General features: G+C 46.1%; 15 protein-coding genes. 14 read left to right on the forward strand and 1 reads right to left on the reverse strand.

Translation table 11 applies throughout. From position 1 onward, the window contains the following. The 9 genes from urtE to ureG all read left to right on the forward strand — a co-directional run bounded on the left by urtE (position 1) and on the right by ureG (position 6828). Positions 1-696, forward strand: a complete 696-nt coding sequence (gene urtE, locus AB4185_RS21180; protein ID WP_017062505.1) for an urea ABC transporter ATP-binding subunit UrtE — start codon at positions 1-3, stop codon at positions 694-696. Beyond that, positions 693-1640, forward strand: coding sequence for an urease accessory protein UreD (locus AB4185_RS21185; protein WP_017062825.1), 948 nt, complete (start codon positions 693-695; stop codon positions 1638-1640). Before urtE ends, AB4185_RS21185 begins: the two co-directional genes overlap by 4 nt. Positions 1641-1773: 133 nt before the next feature. Continuing rightward, complete coding sequence (gene ureA, locus AB4185_RS21190; protein WP_004735119.1) at positions 1774-2076, forward strand: urease subunit gamma; 303 nt, start codon at positions 1774-1776, stop codon at positions 2074-2076. Positions 2077-2087: 11 nt separating this feature from the next. After that, entirely contained in the window at positions 2088-2423 is a 336-nt protein-coding gene (locus AB4185_RS21195; RefSeq protein WP_102333723.1) for an urease subunit beta, read from the forward strand. A gap of 39 nt (positions 2424-2462) precedes the next feature. Further along, complete coding sequence (ureC, locus tag AB4185_RS21200; RefSeq protein ID WP_017084416.1) at positions 2463-4166, forward strand: urease subunit alpha; 1704 nt, start codon at positions 2463-2465, stop codon at positions 4164-4166. Positions 4167-4296: 130 nt separating this feature from the next. Beyond that, positions 4297-4749 carry an urease accessory protein UreE gene (gene ureE / locus AB4185_RS21205; protein ID WP_017062501.1) on the forward strand — a complete coding sequence of 151 codons (453 nt, stop codon included), beginning with the start codon at positions 4297-4299 and terminating at the stop codon, positions 4747-4749. A 74-nt stretch (positions 4750-4823) separates the two neighbouring features. Further along, entirely contained in the window at positions 4824-5420 is a 597-nt protein-coding gene (locus AB4185_RS21210) for a HupE/UreJ family protein (protein WP_017079882.1), read from the forward strand. 42 nt (positions 5421-5462) lie between these two features. After that, positions 5463-6143 carry an urease accessory protein UreF gene (locus AB4185_RS21215; protein WP_065584651.1) on the forward strand — a complete coding sequence of 227 codons (681 nt, stop codon included), beginning with the start codon at positions 5463-5465 and terminating at the stop codon, positions 6141-6143. Between the two features lie 46 nt (positions 6144-6189). Beyond that, a complete protein-coding gene (ureG, locus tag AB4185_RS21220; protein ID WP_017062498.1) occupies positions 6190-6828 on the forward strand; it encodes an urease accessory protein UreG in 639 nt (212 codons plus the stop codon). Between the two features lie 93 nt (positions 6829-6921). On the opposite strand, the gene xseA is transcribed toward ureG, so the two are convergent. Beyond that, the gene (xseA, locus tag AB4185_RS21225) at positions 6922-8268 is read right to left on the reverse strand and encodes an exodeoxyribonuclease VII large subunit (RefSeq protein WP_065584650.1); all 1347 of its coding nucleotides are present in this window, start codon (positions 8266-8268) and stop codon (positions 6922-6924) included. A 244-nt stretch (positions 8269-8512) separates the two neighbouring features. Here xseA and guaB point away from each other — a divergent pair, with 244 nt between their 5' ends. From guaB to AB4185_RS21250, 5 genes are all read left to right on the forward strand, one after another. Continuing rightward, positions 8513-9976, forward strand: a complete 1464-nt coding sequence (guaB, locus tag AB4185_RS21230; protein WP_102333724.1) for an IMP dehydrogenase — start codon at positions 8513-8515, stop codon at positions 9974-9976. Between the two features lie 365 nt (positions 9977-10341). Next, positions 10342-11895 carry a glutamine-hydrolyzing GMP synthase gene (gene guaA, locus AB4185_RS21235; RefSeq protein ID WP_017066418.1) on the forward strand — a complete coding sequence of 518 codons (1554 nt, stop codon included), beginning with the start codon at positions 10342-10344 and terminating at the stop codon, positions 11893-11895. 312 nt (positions 11896-12207) lie between these two features. After that, positions 12208-13920, forward strand: coding sequence for a glycoside hydrolase family 19 protein (locus tag AB4185_RS21240; RefSeq protein WP_372135892.1), 1713 nt, complete (start codon positions 12208-12210; stop codon positions 13918-13920). 274 nt (positions 13921-14194) lie between these two features. Continuing rightward, positions 14195-15745: a Na+/H+ antiporter NhaC family protein gene (locus AB4185_RS21245; protein ID WP_102333726.1), complete on the forward strand. Its 1551-nt coding sequence runs from the start codon at positions 14195-14197 to the stop codon at positions 15743-15745. Between the two features lie 499 nt (positions 15746-16244). Then, on the forward strand, positions 16245-16838 hold the full coding sequence (locus AB4185_RS21250) for an acetate uptake transporter (RefSeq protein WP_010440610.1): 594 nt from the start codon (positions 16245-16247) through the stop codon (positions 16836-16838). Positions 16839-16956 lie beyond the last annotated feature (118 nt).

A 16956-nucleotide genomic window follows, 5' to 3' on the forward strand; every position in this document is an offset into this window, starting at 1 on the left:
ATGCTAGAGGTTAAATCAGTTAATCAATATTACGGTGAGAGCCACACGCTGTGGGATTTGGATATGCAGATCCCAGAAGGTAAATGCACGGTGCTAATGGGGCGAAATGGTGTCGGTAAAACCACCTTACTGCAATGCATTATGGGGTTGGTGAAGGTTGAAAGCGGTGACATCTCCTTATCGGGTGAGTCACTTTTGAAAACCGATGCCGAGGACCGTCCACGCCAAGGGATCGGCTATGTACCGCAAGGTCGCCAGATCTTCCCAATGCTCACTGTTCAAGAAAATCTAGAGGTCGGTTTACCGATTCGTAAAAAGGGTGACCGCAAGATCCCTGAATTCATCTTCGATATTTTCCCAGTGTTAAAAGAGATGCTACATCGTCGCGGTGGTGATTTATCGGGTGGCCAGCAGCAACAGCTAGCGATTGGGCGTGCGCTGGTGGTTAATCCAAAGCTATTGATCTTGGATGAGCCGACGGAGGGTATTCAACCCAATATTGTGCAAGAGATTGGCGACATCATTCGCATGCTCAACGAGAAAATGGGGCTCACGGTTCTGTTGGTTGAACAGAAGCTGCCGTTTGCAAGAAAGGTCGGTGACCGTTTTTGCATTATCGACCGTGGACGCCAAGTGGCAGAAGGTGAAATGACAGGGCTCGATGAGTCCTTGATAAAGGAGTACCTAACCGTATGAATTCTCTCTTTTCTCCGAATGAAGTAAGCAAGGCTTCTTTAGTAGAAGCTTTATCTTTGAATGAGACCATCGAACAAGATATTCGTGATGGTTGGCAAGCGAGTTTAAACCTCACTTTTGTCGACCGCAGTGATAAAACCGTATTAAAGAATCGTCAGCAGTCTGGTCCGCTTGCGGTGCAACGCCCCCTGTATCCTGATGGGGAAACGTGTCACACCTATTTACTCCATCCCCCCGGCGGAGTGGTAGGTGGTGACACTCTCAATATTGAAGCGACCATCGAAAGCGGTGCGCATGCGTTGATCACCACACCCGGTGCGACCAAGTTTTATCGCTCAAACAACAAGTACGCCAAGCAGAAGCAGACCCTACGAGTGAAGAAAGATGCACGCTTGGAATGGATGCCGCAAGAGAACATCTTTTTCCCCAATGCACACGTTCGTTTAGATACTGAAATTCGCCTAGAAAAGGGTGCACAGTTTTGGGGTTGGGAGATGCACTGTTTTGGACGCCCTGCACAGAATGAGGGATTCGAGCATGGTCATCTCGTTGGGAAAACAGAAATCTATCTTGATAATCAAAGGCTTCTGACTGAAGGCTTTAATTTTCATGGTGGCGATAAGTTAATGATAAATATGGGGTTACTTGATTATTCAATGATGGGAACCTTTTATATCACCTCAAATGAGAAGCAAGATCTAGAGTTGGTACAGAGCTTGCTCATATCTATTACACAGCAAGCTTCACAGCAATCAGTTACATCAAAAACGTCGAGTGAACCCACATTAATATTGGGTGCTACTCAGATAGAAGGATTGATTGTGGTGCGAGCCTTGGGTAATTGGAGTGAAGATATCCTCCAAGCCTTTGGTCAGATTTGGCAAGCAACTCGCTCTCATTTATGTGGTACGACTCCTGATTTACCAAGGATTTGGGCGACTTAGCGATTAGCCCTTTTTGTACCTAGGGTGACTTCCGACCCTAGGTACATTTTTTCAAGCTTGCTGTGATTGAATCCCACTTACTGCTCATGCGTTTTTGAGCAATAAGAAAACAACACTAACAGCGGGCGGCTAAATGGAATTAACACCAAGAGAAAAAGATAAGCTACTTATCTTCTGCGCAGGAATGCTGGCACAGCAGCGCAAACAAAAAGGCTTAAAGCTCAACTACCCAGAATCTATCGCACTGATCAGCAGTGCCATTCTCGAAGGTGCCCGCGAGGGTAAAACCGTTTCAGAATTAATGGATTTTGGACGCACACTTCTTACTGTCGATGACGTTATGGAGGGGATCCCTTCCATGATCCCTGATGTACAAGTCGAAGCCACTTTTCCTGATGGCACCAAGCTGGTGACCGTTCATGAACCTATCGTGTAGGGAGAAGTAATATGGCTGGTTCCACAAAACAATACTCAGGATTCGTTCCCGGAAAAGTAGAAACCGCACCGGGTGACATCACTCTCAATGAAGGCCGACACACAACGTCCGTTAAGGTGCAAAACATTGGCGATCGTCCTGTCCAAATTGGCTCTCATTACCACTTCTATGAAGCAAACCCTTCGCTGATCTTTAACCGAGAAGTCACTAAAGGCTTTCGACTCAATATTCCTGCGGGTACTGCAACCCGCTTTGAGCCGGGTCAGTCGCGTAGCGTCGAGTTAGTGCGTTACGCCGGTAAGTTAGAGATCTATGGCTTCCAAGGAAAGGTGATGGGCAAGCTCTAAGCGCTCCCACGGAATAATGAAAATAACAAAGGATTGAACATGGCGACGATATCCAGACAGGCTTATGCCGAAATGTTTGGGCCAACAGTCGGTGACCGAGTGCGTCTTGCTGACACTGATTTATGGCTAGAAGTTGAAAAAGATTACACCGTATACGGCGACGAAGTGAAATTCGGCGGCGGCAAAGTTATCCGTGATGGACAAGGGCAAAGCCAACGTCCAAGTGCCGAAACTCCAGATTTGGTGATCACTAACGCGATTGTGTTGGATTACTGGGGCATCGTAAAAGCCGATGTCGCAGTCAAAGATGGTCGAGTTCAGGCATTGGGCAAAGCGGGCAACCCAGATGTTCAACCGGGCGTTGATATTGTGATTGGCCCGGGCACGGAAATTTTAGCAGGCGAAGGTTCAATCTTGACTGCTGGTGGTATTGATTCACACATTCATTTTATTTGCCCACAACAGATTGAAGAAGCACTGGCGTCAGGTGTGACAACCATGATCGGCGGTGGCACTGGGCCAAACACAGGTACTAACGCGACCACATGCACACCGGGGCCTTGGAACATGCACCGCATGCTAGAGTCACTCGATCAATTCCCGATGAACTTTGGTTTGTTAGGCAAAGGCAATGCCAGTCAGCCAGAAGCACTACGTGAGCAAGTAGCGGCAGGCGCGGTGGGTTTGAAGTTACACGAAGACTGGGGAACCACTCCCGCTTCAATCGATACCTGTTTGAGTGTGGCTGACGAGATGGACGTACAAGTTGCGATTCATACCGACACTCTGAATGAATCTGGTTTTGTTGAATCGACACTTGGCGCAATCGGCGACCGCGTGATTCATACCTATCACACCGAAGGTGCGGGCGGTGGTCATGCTCCCGATATTATTCGTGCTGCAGGTGAGCCGAACGTTTTGCCTTCCTCAACCAATCCAACACGCCCTTACACCATCAATACCGTCGATGAGCACTTAGACATGTTGATGGTCTGTCATCACTTGTCACCATCGATTGCTGAAGATGTCGCGTTCGCAGAGTCACGTATCCGCCGTGAAACCATTGCCGCAGAAGACATTCTTCATGACTTAGGTGCCTTTTCGATGATCGCTTCGGACTCACAAGCAATGGGACGTGTAGGCGAGGTGATCACTCGAACTTGGCAAACTGCGCACAAGATGAAAGTTCAGCGCGGCAGCCTAAAAGAAGATTCAGACTACAGCGATAACTTCCGATTAAGACGCTATGTCGCTAAGTACACCATCAACCCAGCGATCACTCATGGTATGTCTCATGAAATCGGTTCTATCGAAGCAGGGAAATTAGCAGACTTAGTGTTGTGGAAGCCCGCTTTCTTTGGTGTGAAACCTAGTGTGATTTTGAAAGGCGGCATGATCGCCATGGCGCCGATGGGTGACCCAAATGCTTCAATCCCAACACCTCAGCCAGTCCATTACCGTTCAATGTTTGGTAGCTACGGCAAGGCATGTCAAAACACATCAATGTTGTTTGTTTCTAAGGAAGCCAAGGCGCAGAACATTGATAAGCAATTGGGTTTGCAGAGCTTGATTGGTGTTGTGAGCAACTGCCGAAATATCAGCAAAGCCGACATGAAGCTCAACGATTGGATGCCAAAAATTGAGGTCGACTCTCAGACGTATCAAGTACGCGCCGATGGTGAATTGCTAACTTGTGAGCCTGCTGAAGAACTACCAATGGCACAACGGTATTTTCTATTTTAAGAGCTCGGCTGAAGGCTTTTATTTTAGCGCTGAGCTGAAGGCTCTTGTTCTAGCTCTTAGCTAAGGGCTTTTAGGCTGAAGGCTCCTAATTTAAACGTTATAAATCTCACAAGGAGATTGAGGTAATAGCATGATTGAACTGACTCAACTGAATACTCAAATACAAAATGCACCGGACGGCTACTTAAGCCTGCCGATCGATAGCCGCATTAAGAGCCGTCTTAAGGTGATGCTCGATGACGGGCGCAATGCCGGACTGTTTCTACCACGAGGTCATATCTTGCGTGGTGGCGAACAACTCTCAAGTAAATGCGGTTTAGTCGTAGAAGTGAAAGCGGCACCAGAAACCGTTTCGACTGTTTACTGTGAAGACTTGCTCCTGTTAACGCGAGTGGCGTATCACCTTGGTAACCGTCATGTTCCGCTGCAAGTGGAAGCGGGTTGGGTTCGTTATCAACACGACCATGTTTTAGATGAAATGGTTGAAGGCTTAGGCGCGAAAGTGACCACTGAGAAACAACCGTTTGAACCAGAAGGCGGTGCTTATGGCGGTCGCTCTGGTGGACATCATCACCATCATTAATCGAGTCATTGATGACTCACTAAACGATTTATATAACAACAAATATTAATAACTATAAACGCAAGGAACTCGCGATGAACTTTAAAACAGCTGCAGGCTTATGCACTTTCACAATAGCTTCTCTAACAACATCAACGATGGCTTTCGCTCACCCAGGACATGGGGCGCATTCAGTTCATGAGTCTCACTCGTTTATGTCTGGCTTAACTCACCCTGTGACTGGCATGGATCATCTGATCATGCTGATCGCTTTCGGTTTATTAATTGGCGCACTGTCATTTTCCACCAAGACAAAAGCAGCTCTGATTGGCGGTGGATTGGTGTCTTTAGTGGTAGGGCTTATCGCAGGCCAAGCCCTAGGTTTCTCTGTGATTGTTGAGCCTGCCATTATCGCTTCTCTGTTTGTCGTCAGCTTATGTTTATGGCATGTATTCTCACCATCAACCAAGCGTGTAAACAGCGTATTAGTTGCTTCGATTGCTATGTTGTTTTTCCATGGTTACGCACACGGCGTTGAAGCCGCGAGCAACCTGACTCAGTTCGCAACAGGCATGAGTATCAGTGCTTTGGCTCTGATGGTTATCGGTACTTTTGTTGGTCGCGCGGTTTACTCTAAATGGTTGTCAGTCGGCGTGGCTTCAGCAAGCGCACTATTGCTGTTAGGCGCGTAGGCTCTCGAACTTATTTGATTCTGGAAGACTGAGGGCACGATTATGACCACAACAGAAAATGTAGCCGTCTATCGTCTGTTTCAATTGATCAGTCCATCGTTGCCGATTGGTGGGTTCACTTATTCGCAAGGCTTAGAGTTAGCGGTTGAAGCGGGGTGGGTGACCGATCGCAACAGCATGGAACAGTGGCTTAATACCATCGTCAGTTCCAGTGTCGCAACTTTGGAATTACCTATCTTAGAGCGTCTTTATCACGCGCTAGAAAAGGGTGAAATCGATGAGATTGAGCATTGGTGTAACTACTTATACTCAAGCCGTGAAACCAGTGAATTGCGAGCGGAAGAAAAGCAGCGTGGGCATGCATTGAACACCTTGTTGAAGCGCTTGGATATCGATATTTCGCTGGTGGATTCTGTTGATAGTCATCCAAACCAATTGTTGGGCATGTGTATGGCGGCTCAGCATTGGGGTATTGATTTAGAGAGCCTCAAGCAGGGTTATTTATGGAGTTGGCTTGAAAACATCGTTACCGCAGGGGTCAAGTTAGTGCCTTTAGGTCAAACCGATGGTCAGTTGGCATTGATTAATATCACCAACACCTTTCCTGAGGTGATCGAAAAGGCCCGCACGATAGAAGATTGGATGATAGGCAGCTTTTCGCCTTCGATGGCATTAGCGAGTTCATTGCACGAAACACAATACACACGACTATTTCGTTCGTAGCGGTTAGCGCGAACGATGTAGCAAAAAGAATATAAGGAAGTAGACAATGGAAAGTTATAAGCAACCACTTCGAATTGGTATTGGCGGCCCGGTAGGGTCTGGTAAAACAGCGCTATTAGAAGTGCTTTGTAAAGCGATTCGCGACAAGCTCAATATCGCAGTGGTAACCAACGACATCTACACTCAAGAAGATGCCAAGATACTTACGCGAGCAGAGGCTCTAGAACCAGATCGTATTATTGGTGTTGAAACGGGTGGCTGTCCGCACACGGCGATCCGTGAAGATGCGTCGATGAACTTAGCTGCGGTAGAAGAGCTTGCCAAGCTGCATAAGAACCTCGATGTGGTATTCGTCGAAAGTGGCGGTGATAACTTGAGTGCGACGTTCAGCCCTGAATTAGCCGATCTTACCATCTACGTGATTGATGTAGCGGAAGGGGAGAAGATCCCACGTAAAGGCGGACCGGGTATTACGCGTTCTGATCTGCTGGTTATCAATAAGATCGATTTAGCACCATATGTGGGTGCGTCACTTGAGGTGATGGAGCAAGACACACAACGCATGCGTCCAACCAAGCCATACGTGTTCACCAACCTCAAAGAGAGCCAAGGGCTAGACTTCATCATCAACTTTATTGTGACTGAAGGGATGCTAACCATGAAGGAGCCTTCTACTACTGAGTAGGGTTGGAATAGGTTAGTTTTTTGAAAGCGTTAGATACTAAAAAGCCCTGTCGATTATCGATAGGGCTTTCTGGTTTGAAACGTTAGGTCGAACTTAAAGCTCGCTCTTAGTCACTCTTGTGGTCACTTGCGACTCAATCACACCGTCTTCAACTTGAGTGGTGATCACTTCACCGACTTCGACATCGTTAATCGATGATACCGTCTTGCTCGATTCTGAATGAGTAATGCTGTAGCCACGCTTTAGGGTTGCCAGTGGACTAACGGTCTCTAACTTCTCTGCAGCCATAGCGAGCTGGTGGCGAGTGGTTAGTAATGTCTTGTCCATTGCATCCAATAGCTTTTGCTCTGAACGTTGCAGATGCAGTTTCTGTTCGCCAAGGCGTTTCACTGGCGAGTTCAATTGAAGCTGGTGCTGTTTACGTTCAACACGCTGTGCATGCTGTTTTAGGTATTGAGTCATACCACGACGCAAACGCATATCTAGGTCATCAAGCTGCTGACTCTGCTTTTGAAGTTGGTAGCTAGGGTGTTGCTTCTCTAAGCGGTATTTCAACGTTTGAGTTGATTGCGCCTGTTTGATTAACACATGACGAATCGCACTGACTAAGCGAGCACGTTTAGACGCGAAAGCTTGTTCTTTATGACTGTTATCACGGCTAACCAATTCTGCGGCAGCTGATGGCGTTGGGGCACGCATATCGGCAACGAAATCAGCGATAGTGACATCCACTTCGTGGCCAACGGCGCTGATAATCGGGATTTGGCTTGCTGCGATTGTGCGAGCTACGATCTCGTTATTGAAGCACCATAGGTCTTCCAGTGAGCCGCCACCACGGCCGACGATTAACACATCACATTCATTGCGTTCGTTAGCGCGTCCAATCGCTTGGGCAATCTGAATCGCCGCCTCTTCGCCTTGAACCATGGTCGGGTAAACCACAACCGGTAGCGAAGGATCGCGCCTTTTTAGTACATCAAGAATATCAAACAGCGCTGCACCGGTTTTAGATGTGATAACGCCAACACGTTTTGGGTGTTCAGGAAGAGCTTGCTTACTTGATTGAGCAAACAGTCCTTCTGCGGCAAGGTTCATCTTCAGCTTTTCAAATTCTTGCTGAAGTTTACCGTCACCCTCTGGCTGCATGCTTTCGATGATCAGTTGGTAGTCACCGCGTGGCTCGTAAAGAGATAGGCGAGCTTTGACTAAAACTTGATTGCCGTTCTGAGGCTTAAAGGTCACACGGCGGTTATTGCCACGAAACATGGCGCATTTAACTTGAGCGCGAGAGTCTTTTAGCGTGAGGTACCAGTGACCAGAGACAGGTGCAGAGAAGTTTGAGATTTCACCAACGAGCCAGACTATTCCCATTTCGTTTTCTAATAGGAGACGAACCTCTGAGTTGAGGCGAGAAACAGTAAAGATGTTTGGATTAGTCATAGAAGCACTATCTTTCCTTGAAGGAAGGTCTTTCTTGGAATCTCACAGGGCGTGAGTATGGAAGATAGCGGCAATATAATACATAGCAAGGGGGTAAATGCAAATTAAAAATACAAAAATGTGTAGCCAAGCGATTTCGCCGTGCGTATAATCCGTCTGCAATATCAAATCCAAATCACTTTATTATGCGAAACGATAAAGTTGGGTTTACTCCTTTTAACACCTTTGTTGTGAGATATTGCAAATGCTACGAATCGCAAAAGAAGCTTTAACTTTTGATGACGTTTTACTCGTCCCAGCACACTCAACCGTTCTTCCGAACACAGCTGATCTTCGCACTCAGTTAACGAAAAACATTTCTTTAAACATCCCAATGATCTCTGCATCGATGGATACTGTTACGGAAGCACGCCTAGCAATTGCCCTTGCGCAAGAAGGTGGTATTGGCTTTATTCATAAGAATATGTCAATCGAGCAGCAAGCTGAAATGGTTCGCCAGGTTAAAATTTACGAAGCTGGTGTGGTTTCTCACCCAGTAACTGTAAGCCCTGACGCGACAATCGCTGATGTTGTAGCCCTTACTAAAAAACACGGCTTCGCCGGTTTCCCTGTTGTTACTGAAACAAACGAATTGGTTGGTATCATTACTGGCCGTGACGTTCGCTTTGTTACTGACCTTTCTAAGAAAGTTGATGTAGTAATGACGCCTAAAGCTCGCCTTGCTTCTGTTAAAGAAGGTGCAACTCGTGAAGAAGTTCAAGAGAAAATGCACGAAGCGCGTGTTGAAAAAGTTCTTGTTGTAAATGATGACTTCCAACTGACTGGAATGATCACTGCAAAAGATTTCCACAAAGCAGAACGTAAACCAAACGCATGTAAAGATGAGCGCGGCAGCCTACGTGTAGGTGCAGCTGTTGGTGCTGGTGCTGGTAACGAAGAGCGTGTTGCTGCTCTAGTTGAAGCTGGCGTAGACGTTCTACTTATCGACTCTTCACACGGTCACTCTGAAGGCGTACTTAACCGTATCCGCGAAACTCGCGCTGCATACCCTGATCTACAAATCATCGGTGGTAACGTAGCAACTGGTGCTGGCGCACGTGCTCTTATCGAAGCGGGTGTTAGTGCAGTTAAAGTTGGTATCGGCCCAGGTTCAATCTGTACGACTCGTATTGTTACTGGTGTTGGTGTTCCTCAAGTAACAGCAATCGCAGACGCAGCTGAAGTAGCTAACGAATACGGTATTCCAGTAATCGCAGATGGCGGTATCCGCTTCTCTGGCGATATCTGTAAAGCTATCGTTGCTGGCGCATCTTGTGTGATGGTTGGTTCAATGTTCGCGGGTACTGAAGAAGCACCGGGTGAAGTTATTCTTTACAACGGTCGTTCTTACAAGTCTTACCGTGGTATGGGTTCTCTTGGCGCTATGTCTCAAGGTTCTTCTGACCGTTACTTCCAATCTGACAACGCTGCAGACAAGCTTGTTCCAGAAGGTATTGAAGGTCGTATCGCATACAAAGGTCGTCTAAAAGAGATCGTTCACCAACAGATGGGCGGTCTACGCTCAAGCATGGGCCTAACGGGTTCTGCAACTGTTGAAGACATGCGTACTAAAGCTGAGTTTGTTCGTATCTCTGGTGCGGGCATGAAAGAATCTCACGTACACGATGTTCAAATCACGAAAGAAGCACCTAACTACCGTTTAGGTTAATAATACGTCCAAACGTTTGAATAATGTGCTGATTTAGTCGGCACATTAATATACCAATCGTAGTAAATAACTGGTCATCCTAGCTTGTTAAAAACCTCGATAACTTCGTTAGAATTTTTGATTGTAGAATAACTACTTATCAGAAAATCCTGCCTCGTTCTCAGGCTTTTTTCCTACGCTATTCCTGAACACTTACTTACTGTGATTGGTATTATATCTACCGCCTGTTTTGTTAAAAGTCCGATTGTCTCAAAACACGTGGTTAAAGATATCTAACGAAAACGTTTGCTTTATTTCTTGAAGAGTTAATCAGAGGTGAGTAAACTCGCCTCCGTTTTATCACATAGCCAATAAGACTGCTTACAATGACTAAAAATATTCATGACCAACGTATTCTAATTCTGGACTTCGGTTCTCAATACACACAGCTAGTAGCTCGTCGTATTCGTGAGATCGGTGTTTACTGTGAACTTTGGAGCTGGGACGTAGAAGAAGCGGATATTCGTGAATTCAATCCAGACGGCATCATCCTATCTGGTGGTCCTGAAAGTGTAACGGAGGAGAACTCTCCACGTGCACCTCAGTACGTATTTGATTCAGGTGTTCCTGTATTCGGTATCTGCTACGGCATGCAAACTATGGCTGAGCAACTTGGCGGTAAAGTAGCAACGTCTACTGAGCGCGAGTTCGGCTACGCAGCGGTACAAGTGACTGGCGAATCTGCACTTTTCGCTGACCTTGAGTCTACTCAAGATGTTTGGATGAGCCACGGCGACAAAGTAGTTGAGATTCCAGCTGATTTCACAAAGATCGCTGAAACAGACACTTGCCCATACGCTGCAATGGCAAACGAAGAGAAGAAGTACTTCGGTGTTCAATTCCACCCAGAAGTAACACACACTAAAAACGGCCTGAAAATGCTTGAGAACTTCGTTCTTAACGTATGTGGTTGTGAAGGTCTGTGGACTTCAGCTTCAATCATTGAAGATGCAGTTGCACGTATTAAAGAACAAGTAGGTGACGACGAAGTTATCCTTGGTCTTTCTGGTGGTGTTGATTCATCTGTAGTTGCGATGCTTGCTCACCGCGCTATCGGCGACAAACTAACATGTGTATTTGTTGATAACGGCCTTCTTCGTTTAAACGAAGGTGAGCAGGTTATGGAGATGTTCGGCAACAAGTTTGGCCTAAACATCATCAAAGTAGATGCTGAGCAACGTTTCCTTGATGCTCTTGAAGGCGAAGCTGAACCAGAAGCTAAGCGTAAGATCATTGGTCACGTATTCGTAGATATCTTCGATGAAGAGTCTAAGAAACTGAAGAATGCTAAATGGCTTGCTCAGGGTACTATCTACCCAGACGTAATCGAGTCTGCTGCATCTAAGACAGGTAAAGCACACGTAATCAAATCTCACCACAACGTTGGTGGTCTTCCTGATGATATGGAAATGGGCCTTGTTGAGCCTCTACGTGAGCTGTTTAAAGATGAAGTACGTAAGATCGGTCTAGAGCTTGGTCTTCCATACAACATGCTTTACCGCCACCCATTCCCGGGGCCAGGTCTAGGTGTTCGTGTACTTGGCGAAGTGAAGAAAGAGTACTGTGATCTACTGCGTCGCGCAGATGCTATTTTCATTGAAGAGCTTCACGCTGCTGACCTTTACCACAAAGTATCTCAAGCATTCACGGTATTCCTACCAGTACGTTCAGTTGGCGTAATGGGCGATGGCCGTAAGTACGATTGGGTTGTATCTCTACGTGCCGTAGAAACTATCGACTTCATGACTGCTCACTGGGCACACCTGCCATACGACTTCCTAGGTAAGGTTTCTAACCGTATTATCAACGAAGTTAACGGCATTTCACGTGTTGTTTACGATATTTCTGGTAAGCCACCAGCAACTATCGAGTGGGAATAATCTCTTAGAGATTTAACCAGCTTTGATTAAGATCTTAAGCCTCGAACTCAGTTCGGGGCTTTTTTCGTTGTCGATTCATTACATTAAAGGCTTATGAGCAATACCTCGAAATCAAATGAACAATACCTAGAAACCAAATGAGTTGGAAACTAGATATCAGCTCAAGAAACCATGAGACGCTTTGTTGTGCTGAGCCATGTATCAAAAAGATCACTCGCACTTTTTATAAATTCACACAGCTACAGCTAGGCCATTTAACATGTGAAGCATACTCTTTGATGGACTTATTAAGGACAGATAAGAGAATCCATCATGTTAAAAATCAAATATTTGGCGACAGTACTGGGCTGCACATTAGCAGCGCAAAGTCATGCGTCTTTGAACATTCAACCTGATCCGCAAAATCCGAATGGTTACCTTGTTGAAAAGTCGGCTCTACAAGCTGCTGAACAAGCGAAAACATCCGATCCTATGTATGCGATCTGGTCACAGGCCCTTCAAACTCGCCCGAACAACATCGTTGAAGCGATTGAACCCGGTTCACCTTCGAATCCTGAAAACGTAAAGCGTGTAGAGCGCGTGTTCCCTCAATCTGAATGGGACTTCCTCACTCAAATGGCAGCGCCAGAATACACCTACACTCGCTTCTTACGTGCGATCGGTAAATTCCCAGCGTTCTGTGGAGAGTACACCGATGGCCGTGACTCCGATGCCATCTGTAAGAAATCCATCATCACGGCCTTTGCTCACTTTTCACAAGAGACGGGTGGGCATATCGCGATAGACAACACCTCTGATAATCCATTAGCTCTAGAAGAGTGGCAGCAAGCGCTGGTGCATGTTCGCGAAATGGGTTGGTCTGAAGGCCAAGAAGGTTACACCACCGGTTGTGGTCAGAACGATTGGCAGAATGCCCGTTGGCCATGTGCTGCGGGACAGGGCTACTTCGGACGTGGTGCTAAACAGCTTTCTTACCATTTTAATTACGGCGCGTTCTCTGAAGTGATGTTCGATGGCGATGCGACGGTGCTTCTCAACAATCCGGGCTTAGTGGCGGATTCTTGGTTGAACTTAGCGTCTGCTATCTGGTTCTTTTTAACACCACAAGCGCCTAAACCGGCAATGCTGCATGTAATTGACCGAACATGGACACCATCTCAACGTGAATTGGATGCGGGTATTGGCTATGGCTTTGGTACCACAATCAACGTGATCAATGGTGGTATTGAATGTGGCGAGCAGAACAAAGACAAAGGCCAACCCGTTAACCGTATTCGTTACTGGGAAGGGTTAGCCGCGCACTATGAAATTCCTGTAGAAGCCGATGAAGCCAATACATGTTGGCAGCAAACGCCTTACGGAAGCTTGAATCTCAACGGAGCAACGGATGTGTTGTACACCAACTGGGATGGTAACTGGAAATACTACGCAGACCGCCCAGAAGGGTATTCATTTGAGTGTGAGCTAGTGGGCTTTCAAACGGCTTATTCCGCACTGGTGGCTGGTGATTACGAGAAGTGTGTGACCAACTTCTATGGTTCTCATGCGAGTTGGCCTGAAGTGAAAGTGGTCGATAAGCTGGATCCGGTAGATCCTGGTACTGATCCGGGTGGTAATGGTTGGAGTGCGACCAAGGTTTACAACGCGGGTGACCAAGTGACGCATAACGGCGCAACCTATGAAGCGAAATGGTGGACACAAGGGGATGACCCTGCCAATGGTGGCCCTTGGAAACTAGTAGCGGGCGAGCCAACACCACCAGTTGTGACAGATCCAACGCCTGTTGATCCTGCCCCTGTCGATCCAGAACCAGTAGACCCTGCACCCGTTGAACCACCTGTGACAGAACCGCCAGTGGTTGTCGATCCATCTGAATTTATTACGTGGCAAGCGGGCGTTAGCCAAGTGAGTAATGGCGACAAAGTGACGCATAACGGCAAGTGCTTCGTGGCTAAAAACGGCCCGGGTGTATGGGAAAGCCCAGTTCAATCGAATTGGTTCTGGGATGAAATCAGCTGTAATTGATAGTCTGAATACTGAAGAGGTGGCCTAAGTTACGAGCTCAGTAGTACGACCATAGCGATATAAATAATCAAAAGCCGAAAGTTTCTACTTTCGGCTTTTTTCCGTTTCGAACTTGGCTATTTAAGCAGGGTGATTGGTCTATTTGGCTATGTTGAAGCGCATTTAAAGACTAATTATCCAGTTAGAGGATAAAGTTCTGTACAAATGATGCTTGTGAATTTATATTCAAATTTAATTTATATTTATTCTTTTATTTTAGGGTTAAGGTGTACCTATGGAACAGACAGATATCACGTCACTCATCCCCATTGTGATTACTTTGGTGTTGTCATTGGCGACAAGGAATGTGGTGATAGGCCTTTTTGCTGGTGTGCTGAGTGGTGTTGCAATGCTGACTGGCATGTTTAGCGAACTTAACCCGCTTGATACGTTTGGTACCATGGTGAAAGGTTACCTAGTCCCTCAACTTACCGACAGCTATAACGCTGGTGTGATCATGCTGTTGGTATTCATCGGTGGCTTTGTCGCATTGATGGAAAAGTCCGGTGGTGGCGTCGCGTTTGCAAAGCGAGTGACTCAGTGGGTAAGCAATAAATGCCAAGCTCAATTGTCAGCATGGTTGGGTGGAATCGTTATATTTTTCTCAGACTTAGGCACCCCTTTAATTGTTGGCCCTGTTTTTCGTCCCCTTTTCGATAAACTGAAACTTTCTAGACAGAAGCTAGCATTCATCATTGATTCAACCTCGTCGCCCGTTGCTATTCTTATCCCTTTCATTGGATGGGGTGTTTACATCATGAGCCTTATTCAGAAAGAGTTCACGGCGTTGAATGTCAACATGTCCGATTGGGATGCCTTCATCGGTGCGATTCCTTTTCAGTTCTACGCATTTCTTGCGATTTTCATCGTTCCGCTTGTGTCCGTTAAAGGTTTAGACTTTGGGCCAATGGCAAAAGCCGAGCGTGATTGCCAGGCGGGAATTAACTCTGGCGTGAATAACGAATCACTAAATCCGTTCTCGCATAAAAATGCAAAGGCATCTTTTGTCTGGGCACCATTGTTAGTGATGCTGGTGGTGTTGTGTGCCATGTTGGTTCCACAAGGCTTCCCGTTCCAAAAGGTCGCAGGTTCATCATTTAGAGCGGCGTTATCATCGGCTTATTTCTTTGCGGCGATTACCTTAATCTCGCTAATGGCTTACTACGGTGTAAGAAAGCTTTCAGATGGTGTTTCTGTGTACTTAAAAGGTATGGGAAACATGATGCCAGTCGCGATCATCTTGGTACTGGCTTGGGCATTAAGCACCGTTGGTAAAGAGTTGGGTGCAGCGGCTTATATTGCTGAGCAAGCGCAGAGCGGTTTCCCTTACTGGTTAGTTCCTGCTGTAGCCTTTTTACTGTCGGCTATTATCTCATTCGCAACGGGCTCATCGTGGGGAACCTTCGCGATAATGATGCCATTGGTTATTCCAACTGCGATTGCGATAGATGCTCCACTACTCGTCGCAATTGGTGCTGTGTTGTCTGGTGGCTTGTTTGGTGATCACTGCTCACCGATCTCTGAAACCACGATTCTTTCTTCAACCGGGGCAGGGTGTGATCAGTTTGAACACTTTAAGACGCAGCTACCTTACGCATTGATGAACGGCTCTATTGCTCTGATTAGTTTTGTAGTCGCAGGCTTTACGGGAAGTGCATTGGTTGTATTAGGTGCTCTTGTTGCTCAGTTGATTGTCGTGACGTTGTTAGCCAAGCGCGATGCGAGTAAAAACGCTTCTTCAGAAGTTCAATCTCAAGTGCCTGAATCTAAACCACAACAAGCGTAATTTAAGATTACAAATGAGAGACTAGATACGGGATGCGAGTAAACGAGTAACGAAAAGCTCGCTCTCTTGTTCTTCATTTCACTTACTCGCATCTAAGCAAACTTCCGTCATTCCCTACAGTGAGGAACGAACGTGATAGGGAATCTCTTTAGTGCGCCAAACGTGCTTATATCGAAGAGGAGATTCCAGATATCTCGTCCCTCGATTCTGGAATGACGCTTCAATCGAGACCTGCTCCTCTTATCCCGCTTACTCGAATCTAAAGACTCTTTTCGCATCTCGTTACTCGCATCTTTTTCATAGCGCGACAGGGAATTTGTTCATTTATAGGTTCTATGAATTAATTAGCGTTGTTATGAAACTAATTTTCCATAAGATCATTTACACAATCTTAGTTTTCGATAACTGGATTACCTAGTTGTACGGTTTATAGATTAAAATTTTCTGACAACTTTTATCGTTTTTTTTTAATCAACCACTTTAATAAGGTAAATTCGCAATGTCGACCAAACTAGCTAACCCAGCGCCACTAGGCTTAATGGGTTTCGGTATGACCACTATTCTTCTTAATATCCACAACGCAGGTTTCTTTCCAATCGATTCAATGATTCTTGCTATGGGTATTTTTTACGGTGGTTTGAGCCAAGTTATCGTGGGCACAATGTGTTTCAAACGTGGTGACACGTTCGGTACAACTGCGTTTACTTCTTACGGCCTATTCTGGTTGTCTTTGGTTGGTTTAATCGTGATGCCTTACATGGGCCTACCTGCAAGCCCTGCAGCATTCATGGGTTGGTACCTACTACTATGGGGCATCTTCACAGGCTTCATGTTCATCGGTTCTCTATGCTACCCAGTGGCGAAACAAGTAGTATTCGGTTCATTAACTATCTTGTTCTTCCTACTTGCAGCTCGTGATTTCACTGGCAGCGAACTAATCGGCACTATCGCTGGTTTTGAAGGTATCTTCTGTGGCGCTTCAGCTATTTACTTTGCAATGGCACAAGTAATCAACAACGAATACGGCCGCACAGTACTGCCTATCGGTGAGAAGAAAGCACCTCAAATGGCAACACAAGAAATCGCTGCTTAATACTCTAACTCGGGAACAGTTAGTTTGTTATAAGCCATTTATTGGTTATGAATAAAACAAAAGGGGTTAGCCGAAATGGCTAACCCCTTTTTTATGCGTTAATAATAGCGCTATTTTT

The sequence above is a fragment of the Vibrio sp. 10N.286.48.F5 genome, from assembly GCF_041469785.1.
GTDB lineage: Bacteria > Pseudomonadota > Gammaproteobacteria > Enterobacterales > Vibrionaceae > Vibrio > Vibrio crassostreae_C.

Excerpts from the sequence above, each read along its gene's own strand:
- urtE (WP_017062505.1), top strand. The coding sequence starts at position 1 with ATGCTAGAGGTTAAATCAGTTAATCAATATTACGGTGAGAGCCACACG.
- AB4185_RS21185 (WP_017062825.1), top strand. The coding sequence starts at position 693 with ATGAATTCTCTCTTTTCTCCGAATGAAGTAAGCAAGGCTTCTTTAGTA.
- ureA (WP_004735119.1), top strand. The coding sequence starts at position 1,774 with ATGGAATTAACACCAAGAGAAAAAGATAAGCTACTTATCTTCTGCGCA.
- AB4185_RS21195 (WP_102333723.1), top strand. The coding sequence starts at position 2,088 with ATGGCTGGTTCCACAAAACAATACTCAGGATTCGTTCCCGGAAAAGTA.
- ureC (WP_017084416.1), top strand. The coding sequence starts at position 2,463 with ATGGCGACGATATCCAGACAGGCTTATGCCGAAATGTTTGGGCCAACA.
- ureE (WP_017062501.1), top strand. The coding sequence starts at position 4,297 with ATGATTGAACTGACTCAACTGAATACTCAAATACAAAATGCACCGGAC.
- AB4185_RS21210 (WP_017079882.1), top strand. The coding sequence starts at position 4,824 with ATGAACTTTAAAACAGCTGCAGGCTTATGCACTTTCACAATAGCTTCT.
- AB4185_RS21215 (WP_065584651.1), top strand. The coding sequence starts at position 5,463 with ATGACCACAACAGAAAATGTAGCCGTCTATCGTCTGTTTCAATTGATC.
- ureG (WP_017062498.1), top strand. The coding sequence starts at position 6,190 with ATGGAAAGTTATAAGCAACCACTTCGAATTGGTATTGGCGGCCCGGTA.
- xseA (WP_065584650.1), bottom strand. The coding sequence starts at position 8,268 with ATGACTAATCCAAACATCTTTACTGTTTCTCGCCTCAACTCAGAGGTT.
- guaB (WP_102333724.1), top strand. The coding sequence starts at position 8,513 with ATGCTACGAATCGCAAAAGAAGCTTTAACTTTTGATGACGTTTTACTC.
- guaA (WP_017066418.1), top strand. The coding sequence starts at position 10,342 with ATGACTAAAAATATTCATGACCAACGTATTCTAATTCTGGACTTCGGT.
- AB4185_RS21240 (WP_372135892.1), top strand. The coding sequence starts at position 12,208 with ATGTTAAAAATCAAATATTTGGCGACAGTACTGGGCTGCACATTAGCA.
- AB4185_RS21245 (WP_102333726.1), top strand. The coding sequence starts at position 14,195 with ATGGAACAGACAGATATCACGTCACTCATCCCCATTGTGATTACTTTG.
- AB4185_RS21250 (WP_010440610.1), top strand. The coding sequence starts at position 16,245 with ATGTCGACCAAACTAGCTAACCCAGCGCCACTAGGCTTAATGGGTTTC.